This window comes from Nonomuraea sp. NPDC049158 (assembly GCF_040648335.1).
In the GTDB taxonomy this organism is placed as follows: Bacteria; Actinomycetota; Actinomycetes; order Streptosporangiales; family Streptosporangiaceae; genus Nonomuraea.
In genome coordinates, this window is sequence record NZ_JBEZDM010000008.1 from 1 (window position 1) to 12822 (window position 12822).

Here is a 12822-nt window from a genome sequence, read left to right on the forward strand (position 1 = left end):
TCTGCCCATGAGCGGCGAGGGGGGCTGGTGGTCTTGGGGGTCGTTTTCGCCATGCCCGGCTGCCGATGCCAACTGGTCAGAAGGGGCAGGTGTCCATCCACTGGGTCACCAGTGAGGTGTTGGTGCGGTCGGCGTCACGCTGGGTGCCGCACAGGAACGGCGTGAAGCGGGTGTCGCTACGCAGCCAGCGGCTGAAGAACGACACGATCCACTTGCCCTGTTTGGCCTTGTTGCCGTTGCCGGTCATCGGGCAGAGGTGGTCGCCGGGAACCTCGATGTACAGCTTCTCGGCCCGGGTCATGCTGTTGTACCAGGGCTTGGCGTAGGTGTTGCCGGGCGCGGCGACGTCGCTCGCGCAGGTCAGGAAGAAGGTCGGCTTGTTGACGGCGGCGAAGTTGGGGCTCTGGTGGAAGGGGGCGAGGGGCACGCCAGCCGTGAACCGGATGTCGTCACGCAGCGCCACCATCGTGCCGCCTCCGCCCATGGAGTGGCCCGACACGCCGAGGGTGCCGTTCAGCTTGCCCGACAGGGGGTTGCCCGTGGCGTTGCCGAGGTTGAGCAGCTGGGTGCCGGCCGCCCTGATCTCCGTGCCACGCTGGTCGGGGCTGTCGCTCAGGGTGTTGGTGTCGACGTTGATGACCACGAAGCCCCAGGACGCCAGACGCGGGCCGAGCCAGCTCAGGTTCGCCTGGGTGCCCTGGTAGCCCGGCATCAGGACGATGCCCGGATACGAGCCGCTGGCCGTCGGGTAGGTGACGGTGCCGGCCTTGTAGCCGCTGGGGTTCGGCACCGTGTACGTCGCGGTGGCCAACGGTCCGTTGGTCGCCTCCAGTGACTGGATCGTGGGGTCGGGGATGGTGCCGCCCCCCGGCGGCGGAGTGGTGCCGCCCGACGTGCCGTAGACCTGGAACTCCCACAGGGAGTAGCCATAGGCGGTCCCCCGCGCCGTTCCGAGCAGCCGTACGTACCGGCCGCTTCCGGCCACGGTGAGAGACTGCACCCCGCCGGTGCCGCTGGTGGTCGTGTAGACGGTGGTCCAGGTTGAACCGTCGGCGGAGGTCTGGATCTGGAAGGCCCTGCCGTAGGCGGCCTCCCAGTTCAGCACGACCTGGGTAATGGTGGCGGTGGCGCCGAGGTCGACCCGCAGCCATTGGGGGTCGCTGAAGGCGCTGGCCCAGCGGGTGGCGGCGTTGCCGTCCACTGCCGCCGAAGCGGGCGTGGTGGCGTTCTCGGTGGATGACGCGGTCGCCGGCTTGCCCTGGGACAGCAGCTCGGCGGCGGCGACCTGGGCGGTGGCGGCGGCCCGGGCGGTGACGGCGCCACCGGCGAGCGCGGTCGCCAGGGCGACGATCACCGCGACGCACGCCGCCAACCAGGAGGCGCGGCCGGGCGGGCGCCCGCCGGCTGGATTGAGGGGGAATCTCATGGTCTTACCTCTCCGGTACGAAGGCGGCGGGCATGGCTCCGCCACCACAAGGACAGGACACGAGACAGGAAAGGAACGCGGCTCTGAGCGGAGCCGGGGGGTGGAGCTGCTCTTGGAGCACATCCATCGCGATCTGATGCGGCGCGTCTGGACCATATGCGGCGATCTACGGCCCGGGAAGCGCTCCAACCGCTGAACGGAAGATAAATGACTTTGTCTCCGCCTTGGCGGGAGACCTCAGCGAACGTCTTCCGGACGATGGAAGAGGTCCTTGTCGCGCATTCAGCCTGATCATATGTTGTCGGGCACAACATATATCGAAGATCGTCATCGACGCGTCCCAGCTCAGGTCACGGTCCGCAGGGGCCATGGCCATCCCCCTGAGAGAGGACCTGGCACATGCCCCGACGACTCCATAGAGCGACCGCCCTGGCGGCCGCCGCCCTCCTGACGCTGACGGGAGTCGCCCAGTCGCCACCGGCGGCCGGCGACAGCGCTCCCTCGCCCCTGAGCGCCTCGTACGGGCCCGAGCAGCGTGCCGAGCGGATGCTGGCCCGCATGACCCTCGACGAGAAGATCGCCATGCTGCACGGCGTCGGCTTCGAGTTCGGCAAGGGGTACGCCGGGCGGATCCCGGGCAACACCCGGCTGGGCATCCCCACGATCTACCTGGCCGACGGTCCCAACGGAGTCGCCAACGGCAGCACCGGCATCACCGCCTTCCCCGCCGCCATCAACGGCTCGGCCACCTGGGACACCGCGCTCATGCGGCGCTACGGCGAGGCGGTCGGCGCCGAGCAGGCCGGCAAGGGGCACAACGTCGCCCTGGCGCCGACGATCAACATCGTGCGCTCGCCGCGCTGGGGCCGTACCTTCGAGACCTTCAGCGAGGACCCCTACCTCACCGCCCGGATGGCCACCGAGCAGGTGAAAGGGGTACAGAGCCAGGGCGTCATAGCGATGCCCAAGCACTTCGCGGCCAACAACCAGGAGACCGACCGCGGCAAAGTCGACGTCCAGGTGTCCGAGCGGGCGCTCAACGAGATCTACTATCCGGGCTTCCGCGCGGCCGTACGTGACGGCGGGGCCAGGTCCGTCATGTGCGCGTACCCCAAGGTCAACGGCACCTACGCCTGCGAGAACGGCGACCTGCTGCGCGGCGCGCTCAAGGACGCGATGGCGTTCACCGGGTTCGTGGTGTCCGACTGGGGCGCCACCCACAGCACGGCCGCCTCGGCCGGCGCCGGGCTGGACGTGGAGATGCCGGGATCGACGTACTTCGGCGACGCGCTGAAGCAGGCGGTGGCGGCCGGGCAGGTCACGGTCGCGGCCATCGACGACAAGGTCCGCCGCATTCTCACGGCGATGTACCGGACGGGCCTGTTCGACCGTGACTACACGCCGCGCGAGGAGGTGTCCACGCCCGCGCATCGGGAACTGGCGCGGGGCCTGGCCGAGCAGGGCATGGTGCTGCTCAAGGACGAGCGCGGCGTCCTGCCGCTGAACAAGGCGAGGTCGCTGGCGGTGATCGGCGACGCGGCCGGCGACCACGCCACCTTCTACGGCGGCGGTTCGGCCGCGCTGCAGCCGTCCACCACCGTGACCCCGCTGGCCGGTCTGACCGCGCGGGCCGGCGGCGCGCTCACCCTGAACCAGGCCCGCGGCACGCTCGGCACCGGCGCGCTGCCCGTGCTCTCCGGCGACCTGCTGCGGCCCGCGTCGGGCGACGGCCCCGGACTGACCGCCACCTACTACCCCACTCCCGACTTCACCGGCGACCCCGTGCTCACCCGGGTCGAGCCCTCGGTGAGCTTCTCCGCGGCGCCCAGTGGCGTCACCGGCACTTGGTCTGCTCGGTGGACCGGCACCCTGACCCCGCCCAAGACGGGCGGCTACCGCTTCTCCCTCAACGGCTCGGGCCAGGCCAGGCTCTACCTCGACGGCAAGCTCGTCGCCGCGAACCACACCGAGTTCGGCGGTATCGCCCACGGGATGGCCGACCTGACAGCCGGACGCACCGTCTCGATCAAGCTCGAGTACTCCACCGCGGGCTCCCTCTTCGGCGCCGCCCTGCAGCTCGGCTGGGCCGCGCCCGACCCCGCGCTGCTGGCCGAGGCCGTCGCCGCCGCCCGGCGCTCCGACGTCGCGCTCATCTTCGTCAACGACTCCATCAGCGAGGGCGCCGACCGCGACTCCCTCGCCCTGCCCGGCGACCAGGATCAGCTCATCGAGGCCGTCGCCGCGGCCAACCCACGCACCGTGGTCGTGCTCAACACCGGCGCGCCGTCGCTGATGCCGTGGCTGAACCGGGTGGCCGGGGTGCTCCAGGCGTGGTACCCGGGTCAGGAGTACGGCAACGCGGTCGCGGCCGTGCTGTTCGGCGACGTCAACCCGTCGGGAAAGCTGCCGGTGACCTTCCCCGCCGACGACCGGCAGGGCCCGGACGTCGCGTACGGCTTCCCCGGCGACGGCACCACGGTCCGCTACGACGAGGGCCTGAACGTGGGCTACCGCTGGTACGACGCCCGGCACCAGCGCCCGCTGTTCCCCTTCGGCCACGGCCTGTCCTACACCAGCTTCGCGTACGACGGTCTGCGGGCCGACAGCCACGCCGTACGCGTCCGGGTCACCAACACCGGAGCCCGCGCCGGAGCCGAGACCGCCCAGCTCTACCTCGGCTTCCCGAGCGCGGCGGGCGAGCCTCCCCAGCAGCTCAAGGGTTTCCAGAAGGTGTGGTTGCGGCCGGGGCGGAGCACCGTGGTCACCTTCCCGCTCGACAGCGCCGCGCTGTCCACCTGGAGCCCGGCCGCGAAACGCTGGGTCGCCTCGCACGGCGTCTTCACCGTCGCGGTGGGCGCGTCGTCCCGCGATCCGCGCGTGACCGGTCGATTCCAGGGCTGACGCGGCGTGACCGATCGGTCGCGCGGCTGACGCGGCGTGACCGATCGGTTCCGCGGCCGCCCTCCCCCCTCGTCGCACCAACTGGAGCGCTGTCACCGCAGACTCAGGCGCCGTACCACCACACCGACCAGACGATCCGCCGCCACATACCCGAAATGCCGGGAATCCAGGGACTGATCGGGGTTGTCGCCTATCAACACCAGCCGCCCCACCGGCACGGTGTCTCCCTCCACCTCTCGCAGCGCGGGGACCCGGTCCCTGGGCACCGGGTCGCCGGGGATCGCCACCGCCCGCTTCAGCAGCCACGCCCCGCCGCCGGAGGCTCCGGTGACCACCACGACCTGCCCCCGCCGGACTCCGCCCGCGCTCGGCTCGTCCAGAATCATCAGATCCCGGTCCGCACGCAGGAACGCCCTGGCCAGTGCGAGGCGCTGCCACTGCCCGCCCGACAGCGTCACCCCGCCACCCGGATCGTCGGGGTCCTGGTGGAACATCCGCGTCAGCAGCGTGTCGTAGCCATGAGGCAGCGCCTCGACCATCTCGTGCACCCCGGCATGCCCGGCCGCCGTCTCGATCCGCCCCTGATCGCCCACTGCCGCCAGGTCACCCACGGCGATGTTGTCGGCCGCGCTGAAGTCGTAGGCCGACCCGCCCGTCCTGGCCGGGCCCGCCGACGCGATGGCGTGGCTGGACGACCAGCGCGCCAACCTCATCGCGGCCATCGCGCTGTCGGCCGAGCACCGATGGGATGCCCATACCTGGCAGCTGCCCCATGTCCTGTGGCGGTTCTTCTTCGTCCGCGGCCATGTCCGCGACTGGATCGACACGCATCTCCTGGCTCTCGACGCCGCGAGGAGCGCCGGCGATCCTGGCGCGCCGGCCGAGACGATGAAGAATCTCGGCTTCGCCTACTGGCGAGCCGGGCACCTCTCCGAAGCGCTCAAGCACCACAGCCGGGCGCTCGTCCTGGACCAGGAGAGCGGCGATCGCTGGGGCGAGGCCAAGACGCACAACCATCTGGGCTTCATCTATGACCGCTCGGGCCGGTTCGCCGAGGCGCTCGACCAGCAGCACCGGTCGCTCGCCCTCTATGAGGAGGTGGATGACCGGTGTGGCCAAGGCCGCGCGCTCATCGGCATCGGCAACGCCTACCGCCAGATCGATCAGCACGCCGCGAGTGTGGTCCCGCTGAAAAGGGCGCTCGCCATCACCCGCGACATCGACAGCATGGCCGACGACGGCCTGATCGAAGACGCCTGCCACGCTGGAACGCACCATGGCCGCGAAGCCGTCTTCTCCGCCCTGGGCCTGCACACCCGGCTTCAGCGGGCACTGGCTCGGGAAGGCGGCGTTCCCGAGCCGTCGCCCTGCTCCCCGTAGGGCTCGGCGACGAAGAACGCGCATCCTCTTGTGAACCGGCACGAATCCCGGCCCCTCACTGTGGCGTACGGTCGCGGGTGACATCGACTACTCGGAGGGCCGGCAGGTTGATCGCGGTCAGGGAACTACACGAGATCGCGGAGTTCGAGGAACTGTTCGCGCTGTTCGACGGCATCTGGCGGTTCGACCAGGGCGGGCAGCCGATCACGGTCGAGCTGATGCGGGCGCTGTCGCACGCGGGCGGCTACGTCGCGGGCGCCTTCGACGGCGACCGGATGGCCGGCGGGTCCGTCGGGTTCCTCGCGGCGGGCAACGCGCTGCACTCCCACATCACCGGCGCCGCCGCCGGACGCGGCATCGGGTTCGAGATCAAGCTGCACCAGCGCCGGTGGGCACTGGAGCGCGAGCTGGCCCGGGTCACCTGGACCTACGATCCGCTGGTGCGCCGCAACGCCCATTTCAACCTGGCCAAGCTGGGCGCCCGGCCGCGCGAATACCTGCCCGGCTTCTACGGCATCATGGACGACGAGATCAACCAGGGCGACGAGTCCGACCGGATGCTGGCCGTCTGGGAGCTGTCCGCGCCGCATGTCGAGGCTCTGACCAGACGGGAGCCGTGGCCGGTCCACGTGCCGGGCGACGCGGTGGTCGGCCTGGCCGACGACGGGGGCCGGCCGGTGCCGGGCCCTACGGACGCCGCGGTGGTGCTGGTGGCCGCGCCTCCGGACATCGAGGGGTTGCGCCGGGCCGACCCGGGAACGGCCAAGGCATGGCGTCATGCCATGCGGGACGTCCTGGGCGGCCTGATCGCCGAAGGCCGCGTCGTCACCGGGTTCCATCAGAAGTCCTTTTACGTAGTGGAGAAAGCGTGAAGATCACCGGAGTTGAGCTGCGGCGGATCGCGATGCCGCTGGTGGCGCCGTTCCGCACCTCGTTCGGCACCGAGACGGCCCGCGACGTGCTGCTGGTGCGGGTCGTGACGCCCGACGCCGAGGGCTGGGGCGAGTGCGTGGCCATGTCGGAGCCGCTCTACTCCCCCGAGTACGTCGACGGCGCGGCCGAGGTGATCCGGCGCTTCCTGCTGCCCGCCCTGCCCCGCACCCTCGACGCGAACGCCGTCGGCCGGGCCCTGGAGCCGATCAAGGGGCACCGGATGGCCAAGGCCGCCCTGGAGACGGCCGTGCTGGACGCCCAGCTCAGGGCATCGAGCGAGTCGTTCGGCCGCTTCCTCGGCGCGGCTCGCGACCGGGTGCCGTGCGGGGTCTCCGTCGGCATCATGGACTCGATCCCGCAACTGCTCGACGCCGTCGAGGGCTACCTCGACGAGGGGTATGTGCGGATCAAGCTGAAGATCGAGCCCGGCTGGGACGTGGAGCCGGTCAGGGCGGTGCGCGAGCGGTTCGGCGACGACGTCCTCCTCCAGGTCGACGCGAACGCCGCCTACACGCTCGTGGACGCCCGCCAGCTGGCCAAGCTGGACGACTTCGGCCTGCTGCTCATCGAGCAGCCCCTGGCCAACGACGACTTCGTCCAGCACGCCAAGCTGGCCAAGCAGCTGCGGACGCCGATCTGCCTGGATGAGTCGATCGAGTCGGTCGAGCACGCCGCCGCCGCGATCGCACTGGGCTCGTGCTCGATCGTCAACGTCAAGCCCGGCCGGATCGGCGGCTACCTGGAGGCCCGCCGCATCCACGACCTGTGCCGGGCGAACGGGATCGCGGTGTGGTGCGGCGGCATGCTGGAGACCGGGCTCGGCCGGGCCGCGAACGTGGCGCTGGCCGCGCTGCCCGGGTTCACGCTGCCGGGCGACACCTCGGCCTCGCGCCGCTACTTCGCCACCGACATCACCGAGCCGTTCGAGCTGAGCGACGGCCACCTGGCGGTGCCGACCGGGCCGGGGCTGGGCGTCGCGCCCATCCCGGCCGTGCTCGACGAGGTCACCACCGCCACCGAGTGGATCACCCTCTGAGCCCTCCGGTCAGCCTTCAGGCGAGCCCTCAGGTGAGTCGGGGCACCGCCTCCAACAGGGCGCGCGTGTAGTCGTGGGCGGGCTCGCCGACCACCCGCTCCGTGGGCCCTGACTCGACGACGCGGCCCTGGTGCATGACCGCGACGACGTCCGAGACGTACCGGACGACTGCCAGGTTGTGCGAGATGAACAGCATCGACAGGCCCAGCTCGTCGCGGAGCGAGCGCACCAGGTTGAGCACCGCGCCCTGGACGGACACGTCCAGCGCGCTGGTGATCTCGTCGGCGACCAGCAGATCGGGCGCGGCACCCAGCGCCCTGGCGATGGCCACCCGCTGCCGCTGACCGCCGGACAGCTCGCGCGGGTAGCGCCCGGCCAGGTCCGCGGGGAGCGAGACCAGCCCCAGCAGCCGCTCCACCTCGGCCCGCCGCCCCGCCCGGTCACGCCTTGCCCCCTCCCCCACCGACTCGCCGACCGTCATGCGCGGGTCCAGGGAGGCGTACGGGTCCTGGAAGACCATCTGGACGTTGCGCGCCCCGTCGATATGGCCCGTGTACGGCACCAGGCCGCTCACCGCCTTGGCCAGCGACGACTTGCCCGACCCCGACTCGCCGACGAGCCCGACGATCCGGCCAGGGGGGATCTCCAGCGTGACCCGGTCGACCGCGGTGAACGCGCCGAAGCGCACGGTCAGGTCTTCGATGATCATTTGACCTCCCAGCAGGCCACGCGGCCCGCCTCGCCGTACGGGATGAGCGGGGGACGTTCGGCGGAGCAGCGGTCGGTCGCCAGGGCGCACCGGTCCGCGAAGGCGCAGCCGGGGCCCACCTCCGAGGGGGCGGGCTGGCGGCCGGGGATGCTCGCGAGGGGTTTGTCCCGGTCGGTGGCCATGTCGGGCAGGGAGGCGATGAGCGCCCGCGTGTACGGGTGCGCGGCCTCGGCGGCCAGCCGGCGGACGGGCAGTTCCTCCACGACCCGGCCCGCGTACATGACCATGACCCGGTCGCACAGCTCGCCCACCACGGCGATGTCGTGCGTGATGAACAGCGCCGCCGCGCCGCTCTCCTCGGTGACCTCGCGCAGCAGCCGCAGGATCTGCCGTTGCACGGTCACATCGAGCGCCGTGGTCGGCTCGTCGGCGATGATCAGCCGCGGCGTGGCCATGAGGCCCATCGCGATCACCGCGCGCTGCCGCATGCCGCCGGACAGCTCGTGCGGGTGCTGCCGGGCGCGCGCGGCCGGGTCGGGCAGGTGGACGTGCCCGAGCCGGTCCACGGCCCGCCGGTTCGCCTCGGCCCGCCCGGCGCCCTGGTGCACTATCGCCACCTCGGCGAGCTGCCCGCCCACCCGCAGCGCCGGGTTGAGCGAGGCCATGGGGTCCTGGAACACCATGGCCAGCGCCGTGCCCAGCTCCTTGCCCGACAGCGAGGCGACGTCCCGGCCGCCGAGCAGCAGCCGCCCGTAGGCGACCGTGCCCGGATACGGGACGAGCCCGCCGATCGCGGCGGCGGTCAGGCTCTTGCCGCTGCCCGACTCCCCCACCAGGCCGACGATCTCGCCGGGGGCGATGGTCAGCGAGAGCCCGCGTACGGGGGTCACGCCGCCGGGGAACGCGACGGTCAGGTCCCTGACCTCCAGCACCGCGCCGGGGTCCGGCTCGCCGGGATCGGGCGGTACCGCCGCATCCGACGCCTTCCCGGCAGCGGCGGTACGGGCGGCGGCCTTGGCCATGGCGTCGCCCAGCAGGTTGAACCCGATGCCGGCCAGCGCGATGGCCGCCGCCGGTCCGAGCGCGACCTCGGGCGTCACGTAGATGCGGGCGAACCCGTCGAACAGCAGCCGCCCCCAGTCGAACGACGGCGGCTGCACGCCCAGGCCGAGGAACGACATCCCGGCCAGGCCGAGCAGGGCGCCGCCGAGCGCCTGGGTGAGCTGCAGGATGAGCGGCTCGGCGATGTTGGGCAGCACGTGCCCGGTCAGGATCCGGCGGCGGGACACGCCGAGCATGCGGGCGGCCGACACGTAGTCGGATCCGGCGACGGTCGCGGCCAGCGTCTGGGTGAGCCGGGCGAATCCGGGCGCGATGGCGACCCCGATGCCCAGGACAGCGCCGCGGGCGCCCAGCCCGGAGACGACCGCCGTGAACATGGCCAGCAGCAACCCGGGGAAGGCGACCAGGGCGTTGACCGCTCCGGTGATCAGCCGACCAGGCCGGCCCGGCAGCACGGACGGGAGGGCGCCGAGCACGATCCCGGCCAGACCGCCGATGAGCGTGGCGGCCAGCGCCAGCGCCAGGGAGAAGCGGCCGGCCACGAGCACTCTGGCGAGCAGGTCGCGGCCCAGGCTGTCGGTGCCGAGCGGATGGGCGGCGGAGGCGCCCTGGAGGATGGCCGCCGCGTCGATGCGCTCGGCGTCGGCGCCCCAGATGGGCGGCCCGACGACGGCCAGCACGACCATGGCCGCGACGAGCACGGCGCCGGCGACCGCCGCCGGAGTGCGCGGCAGGCGGGGCTTCACTCATGCCTCCCTGATCTTGGAGGTGGGGTCGAGCGCGGCCAGGGCCAGGTCGACGGCGAGGTTCACGACGAGCACGATCGCGCCGTAGACGAGGATGACGCCCTGGGCGACCGGATAGTCCTTCTGCGTGATCGACTCGACGATCTTCAGGCCGAGCCCCGGCCAGGCGAAGACGTACTCGACCAGCACGCTGCCCGCGATCAGCGCCGAGAGCAGCAGGCCGCCCAGGGTGAGGGTGGCGGTGAGCGTGTTGGGCAGCACGTGCCTGAGGTGGAGGCGGGCGGCGGGCAGGCGTTTGGCGCGCGCCAGCCGTACGTAGTCGGTGCCCAGCTCGCGCAGCGTCTCCGCGCGGGAGATGCGGGCGATCATCGCGATCGGGCCGATCGCCAGCGCGAGGACGGGCAGCACGTACGAGGCGGCGCCCGCCTTGCCCGCGGGCGGGAACGCGCCGAGACCGATGGCGAAGACGGTCACCAGCGCGATCGAGTACAGGAACTCGGGCACGGCGACGGCGGTGCCCGTCACGGTGGTGAAGGCGTACTCGGTGCCGCGGTTGCGGCCGTTCTCGGTGCGGACGGCCGCCCACATGCCGAGCGGCACCGCCACCAGCAGCGCCACCACGGTCGCCAGCAGGGCCAGGGCCAGCGTGTTGGGGAGCCGGGCGGCGACGATCTCGACGACCGGCTCGCCCGACAGGAACGAGGTCCCGAAATTTCCGGTCAGCACGTGGCCGGTGTAGGTGAGGAACTGCTCGGGGATCGACCGGTCGAGCCCCAGCGCCGCCGTACGCGCCTGGACGAGCTCGATCGGCGCGGCCGGCCCGAGCGACGCCCGTACCGGGTCACCCGGGATGAGGTGGATCATCGCGAAGGACGCGACGAGCAGCGCGGCGAGCGAGACGGCGAACCGTACGACCTGCCGCACCACCCACCGCGACCCGCGCGACCGCACCCGGCGCGGCGAGCCGGGTCCGGTCTCGTGGAGCTCGCGCACTCAGCCTCCTTGCGTGAGGCGGATCGAGGTCGGCACGACGCCCCCGGCCAGGATGCGGAACGTGCCGCCCTTGCCGGCGGCCAGGACGGTGTTCTCCACGACCGGCACCAGATCACTGTTCTCGAACAGCGCCGACTCGGCCTCCAGCCACAGCTTGCAGCCTTCGGCCGCCGGCATTCCCGAGGCTTTCGTGATGAGCGAGGTGTAGCGGGAGTTGGTCAGGTGGGCGAAGTTGGCGCCCTTGGGCGCGGCCGGCCCCGACAGGAAGCCGACGAGCTGGCTCGGCAGGGTGACGGCGATCGGCAGCCAGATGGCGTCCCAGTCCTGGGTGACGTTGAGCGACTCCGCCAGCTTGGCGTCGATGATGCCGTTCAGCTTCACTTCGACACCGGCCTTCTTCCAGGCGGCGCCCAAGTACTCGGCCGCCGCCTGCACCCCGGATCCCCTGGTGGTGGGATAGACGAAGCGCAGCGTCAGCCGCTTGCCGTCCTTGACCCTGACGCCGTCGGCACCCGCTTTCCATCCCGCCGCGTCCAGGGCCGCGGCGGCCGCGGCCGGGTCGTTGGCGGGCACGTGCCCGGTGACCGTGTCGCCCTGGCAGGGCCGCGGGTCGAGGACGAGCCCGGTGGCGGGCCGGCCGGTGCCGCTGGCGGCGATCCCGGACAGCTCCTTGAGGTTGACGGCCTGGGTGAGCGCCTTGCGTACGGCCGGGTCGTGGGCGGGCCGGTCGTCGCCCTGGTGGTAGAAGAACTGGCCGTTCCCGTAGGGCAGTTCGCTCTTGACGACTCCCGGGGTGGCCGCCACGCGGGCGCGGTCGGGGCCGTAGAAGGTGGCGCCGTTGAGCGTGCCGGCGACGAGCAGGTTGGCGGCGGTCTGCTCGTTGGGCACGACCTTCAGCGTGACCGTCTCGGGCAGGTCCTTGGCCGTGGCCCCGCCGGGGCCCCAGACGTACTCCCTGCGGACCTTGAAGGTGTAGTGGTCGCCCGAGACCGACTCGGTGAGCTGGTAGGGGCCGGAGCCGGAGGTGGCGTGGGCGAGCGCCGAGCGGTCCTTGACGCCCTTGCCGCACACGATGTACATCTGCTCGGTGCTCTCCAGGATGAAGCTGAAGGGCTCGGGCGTGGACAGGGTCACGGTGCCCGCCGCGTCGTCCGCCTTCGCCTTCATTCCGGTGGGCACGAGAACGCCGTAGATGGGCGACTTGGTGGCGGGGTCGGCGATGTGGTTGACGTTCTCGGCCACGTCGGAGGGGGTGAGCTTGGCGCCGTCGGAACAGGTGGCGTCCTTGCGCAGGGTGAAGGTCACCGAGTCGGGCTTGACCTGCCACTTCTCGGCGAGTCCCGGGACGATCCGGCCGTCGGTGCCGACGCCGACGAGGGTGTCGTACGCGAACGCGAGCACCTGGTTGGTGACCGACAGCACGCCCATGGCGGGGTCGAGCACGCCGGGGTCGGCGCTGATGGCGAAGGAGAACGTGCCGCCGGTGACCGGCGCGCCCGTCCCCGAGCCGGTGCCTGTTTCTGTGCCCGCAGTGCCGCCGCAGGCCGCGGCGAGCAGGGCCAGCGCGACGAGCGCGGCTGGTTTTCTCATGTGGGGCGCTCCTGGGGAGTGGGATCTGAGGCACCACCCTGGTCGC

General features: G+C 71.9%; 10 protein-coding genes. 4 read left to right on the forward strand and 6 right to left on the reverse strand.

Going from position 1 to position 12822, the window contains the following annotated elements; genetic code table 11:
* Positions 1 to 76: 76 nt before the first annotated feature.
* Entirely contained in the window at positions 77 to 1426 is a 1350-nt protein-coding gene (locus AB0B61_RS18995) for a discoidin domain-containing protein (RefSeq protein ID WP_358433098.1), read from the reverse strand.
* A 399-nt stretch (positions 1427 to 1825) separates the two neighbouring features.
* Here AB0B61_RS18995 and AB0B61_RS19000 point away from each other — a divergent pair, with 399 nt between their 5' ends.
* Positions 1826 to 4327 (forward strand): glycoside hydrolase family 3 C-terminal domain-containing protein, encoded by a 2502-nt coding sequence (locus tag AB0B61_RS19000; protein ID WP_358433100.1) that lies wholly within the window; start codon positions 1826 to 1828, stop codon positions 4325 to 4327.
* Positions 4328 to 4419: 92 nt separating this feature from the next.
* Here AB0B61_RS19000 and AB0B61_RS19005 read toward each other — a convergent pair whose 3' ends face one another.
* Positions 4420 to 5040 carry a S26 family signal peptidase gene (locus AB0B61_RS19005; RefSeq protein ID WP_358433102.1) on the reverse strand — a complete coding sequence of 207 codons (621 nt, stop codon included), beginning with the start codon at positions 5038 to 5040 and terminating at the stop codon, positions 4420 to 4422.
* On the opposite strand from AB0B61_RS19005, the gene AB0B61_RS19010 reads away from it, so the two are divergent.
* The 3 genes from AB0B61_RS19010 (at position 5006) to menC (ending at position 7676) form a co-directional block, all read left to right on the forward strand.
* Entirely contained in the window at positions 5006 to 5707 is a 702-nt protein-coding gene (locus AB0B61_RS19010; RefSeq protein ID WP_358433104.1) for a tetratricopeptide repeat protein, read from the forward strand. The two genes, AB0B61_RS19005 and AB0B61_RS19010, sit on opposite strands and share 35 nt — an antisense overlap.
* Positions 5708 to 5814: 107 nt before the next feature.
* Positions 5815 to 6579 (forward strand): GNAT family N-acetyltransferase, encoded by a 765-nt coding sequence (locus AB0B61_RS19015; RefSeq protein ID WP_358433106.1) that lies wholly within the window; start codon positions 5815 to 5817, stop codon positions 6577 to 6579.
* Positions 6576 to 7676, forward strand: a complete 1101-nt coding sequence (gene menC / locus AB0B61_RS19020) for an o-succinylbenzoate synthase (protein WP_358433108.1) — start codon at positions 6576 to 6578, stop codon at positions 7674 to 7676. The genes AB0B61_RS19015 and menC overlap by 4 nt, the downstream gene beginning before the upstream one ends.
* 28 nt (positions 7677 to 7704) lie before the next feature.
* Here the strand turns inward: menC and AB0B61_RS19025 are convergent, their stop codons facing one another.
* From AB0B61_RS19025 to AB0B61_RS19040, 4 genes are read right to left on the reverse strand one after another with little or no spacing between them, the layout of a single operon-like run.
* Positions 7705 to 8385, reverse strand: a complete 681-nt coding sequence (locus tag AB0B61_RS19025; RefSeq protein WP_358433110.1) for an ATP-binding cassette domain-containing protein — start codon at positions 8383 to 8385, stop codon at positions 7705 to 7707.
* Positions 8382 to 10193: a dipeptide/oligopeptide/nickel ABC transporter permease/ATP-binding protein gene (locus AB0B61_RS19030; protein WP_358433112.1), complete on the reverse strand. Its 1812-nt coding sequence runs from the start codon at positions 10191 to 10193 to the stop codon at positions 8382 to 8384. Before AB0B61_RS19030 ends, AB0B61_RS19025 begins: the two co-directional genes overlap by 4 nt.
* Positions 10194 to 11186, reverse strand: a complete 993-nt coding sequence (locus AB0B61_RS19035) for an ABC transporter permease (RefSeq protein ID WP_358433114.1) — start codon at positions 11184 to 11186, stop codon at positions 10194 to 10196.
* Positions 11187 to 12776: an ABC transporter substrate-binding protein gene (locus AB0B61_RS19040; protein WP_358433116.1), complete on the reverse strand. Its 1590-nt coding sequence runs from the start codon at positions 12774 to 12776 to the stop codon at positions 11187 to 11189. It abuts the gene before it with no gap.
* Positions 12777 to 12822 lie beyond the last annotated feature (46 nt).

Coding starts and splice junctions, on each gene's coding strand:
- AB0B61_RS18995 (WP_358433098.1), bottom strand. CDS start 1,426: ATGAGATTCCCCCTCAATCCAGCCGGCGGGCGCCCGCCCGGCCGCGCC.
- AB0B61_RS19000 (WP_358433100.1), top strand. CDS start 1,826: ATGCCCCGACGACTCCATAGAGCGACCGCCCTGGCGGCCGCCGCCCTC.
- AB0B61_RS19010 (WP_358433104.1), top strand. CDS start 5,006: ATGGCGTGGCTGGACGACCAGCGCGCCAACCTCATCGCGGCCATCGCG.
- AB0B61_RS19005 (WP_358433102.1), bottom strand. CDS start 5,040: ATGAGGTTGGCGCGCTGGTCGTCCAGCCACGCCATCGCGTCGGCGGGC.
- AB0B61_RS19025 (WP_358433110.1), bottom strand. CDS start 8,385: ATGATCATCGAAGACCTGACCGTGCGCTTCGGCGCGTTCACCGCGGTC.
- AB0B61_RS19040 (WP_358433116.1), bottom strand. CDS start 12,776: ATGAGAAAACCAGCCGCGCTCGTCGCGCTGGCCCTGCTCGCCGCGGCC.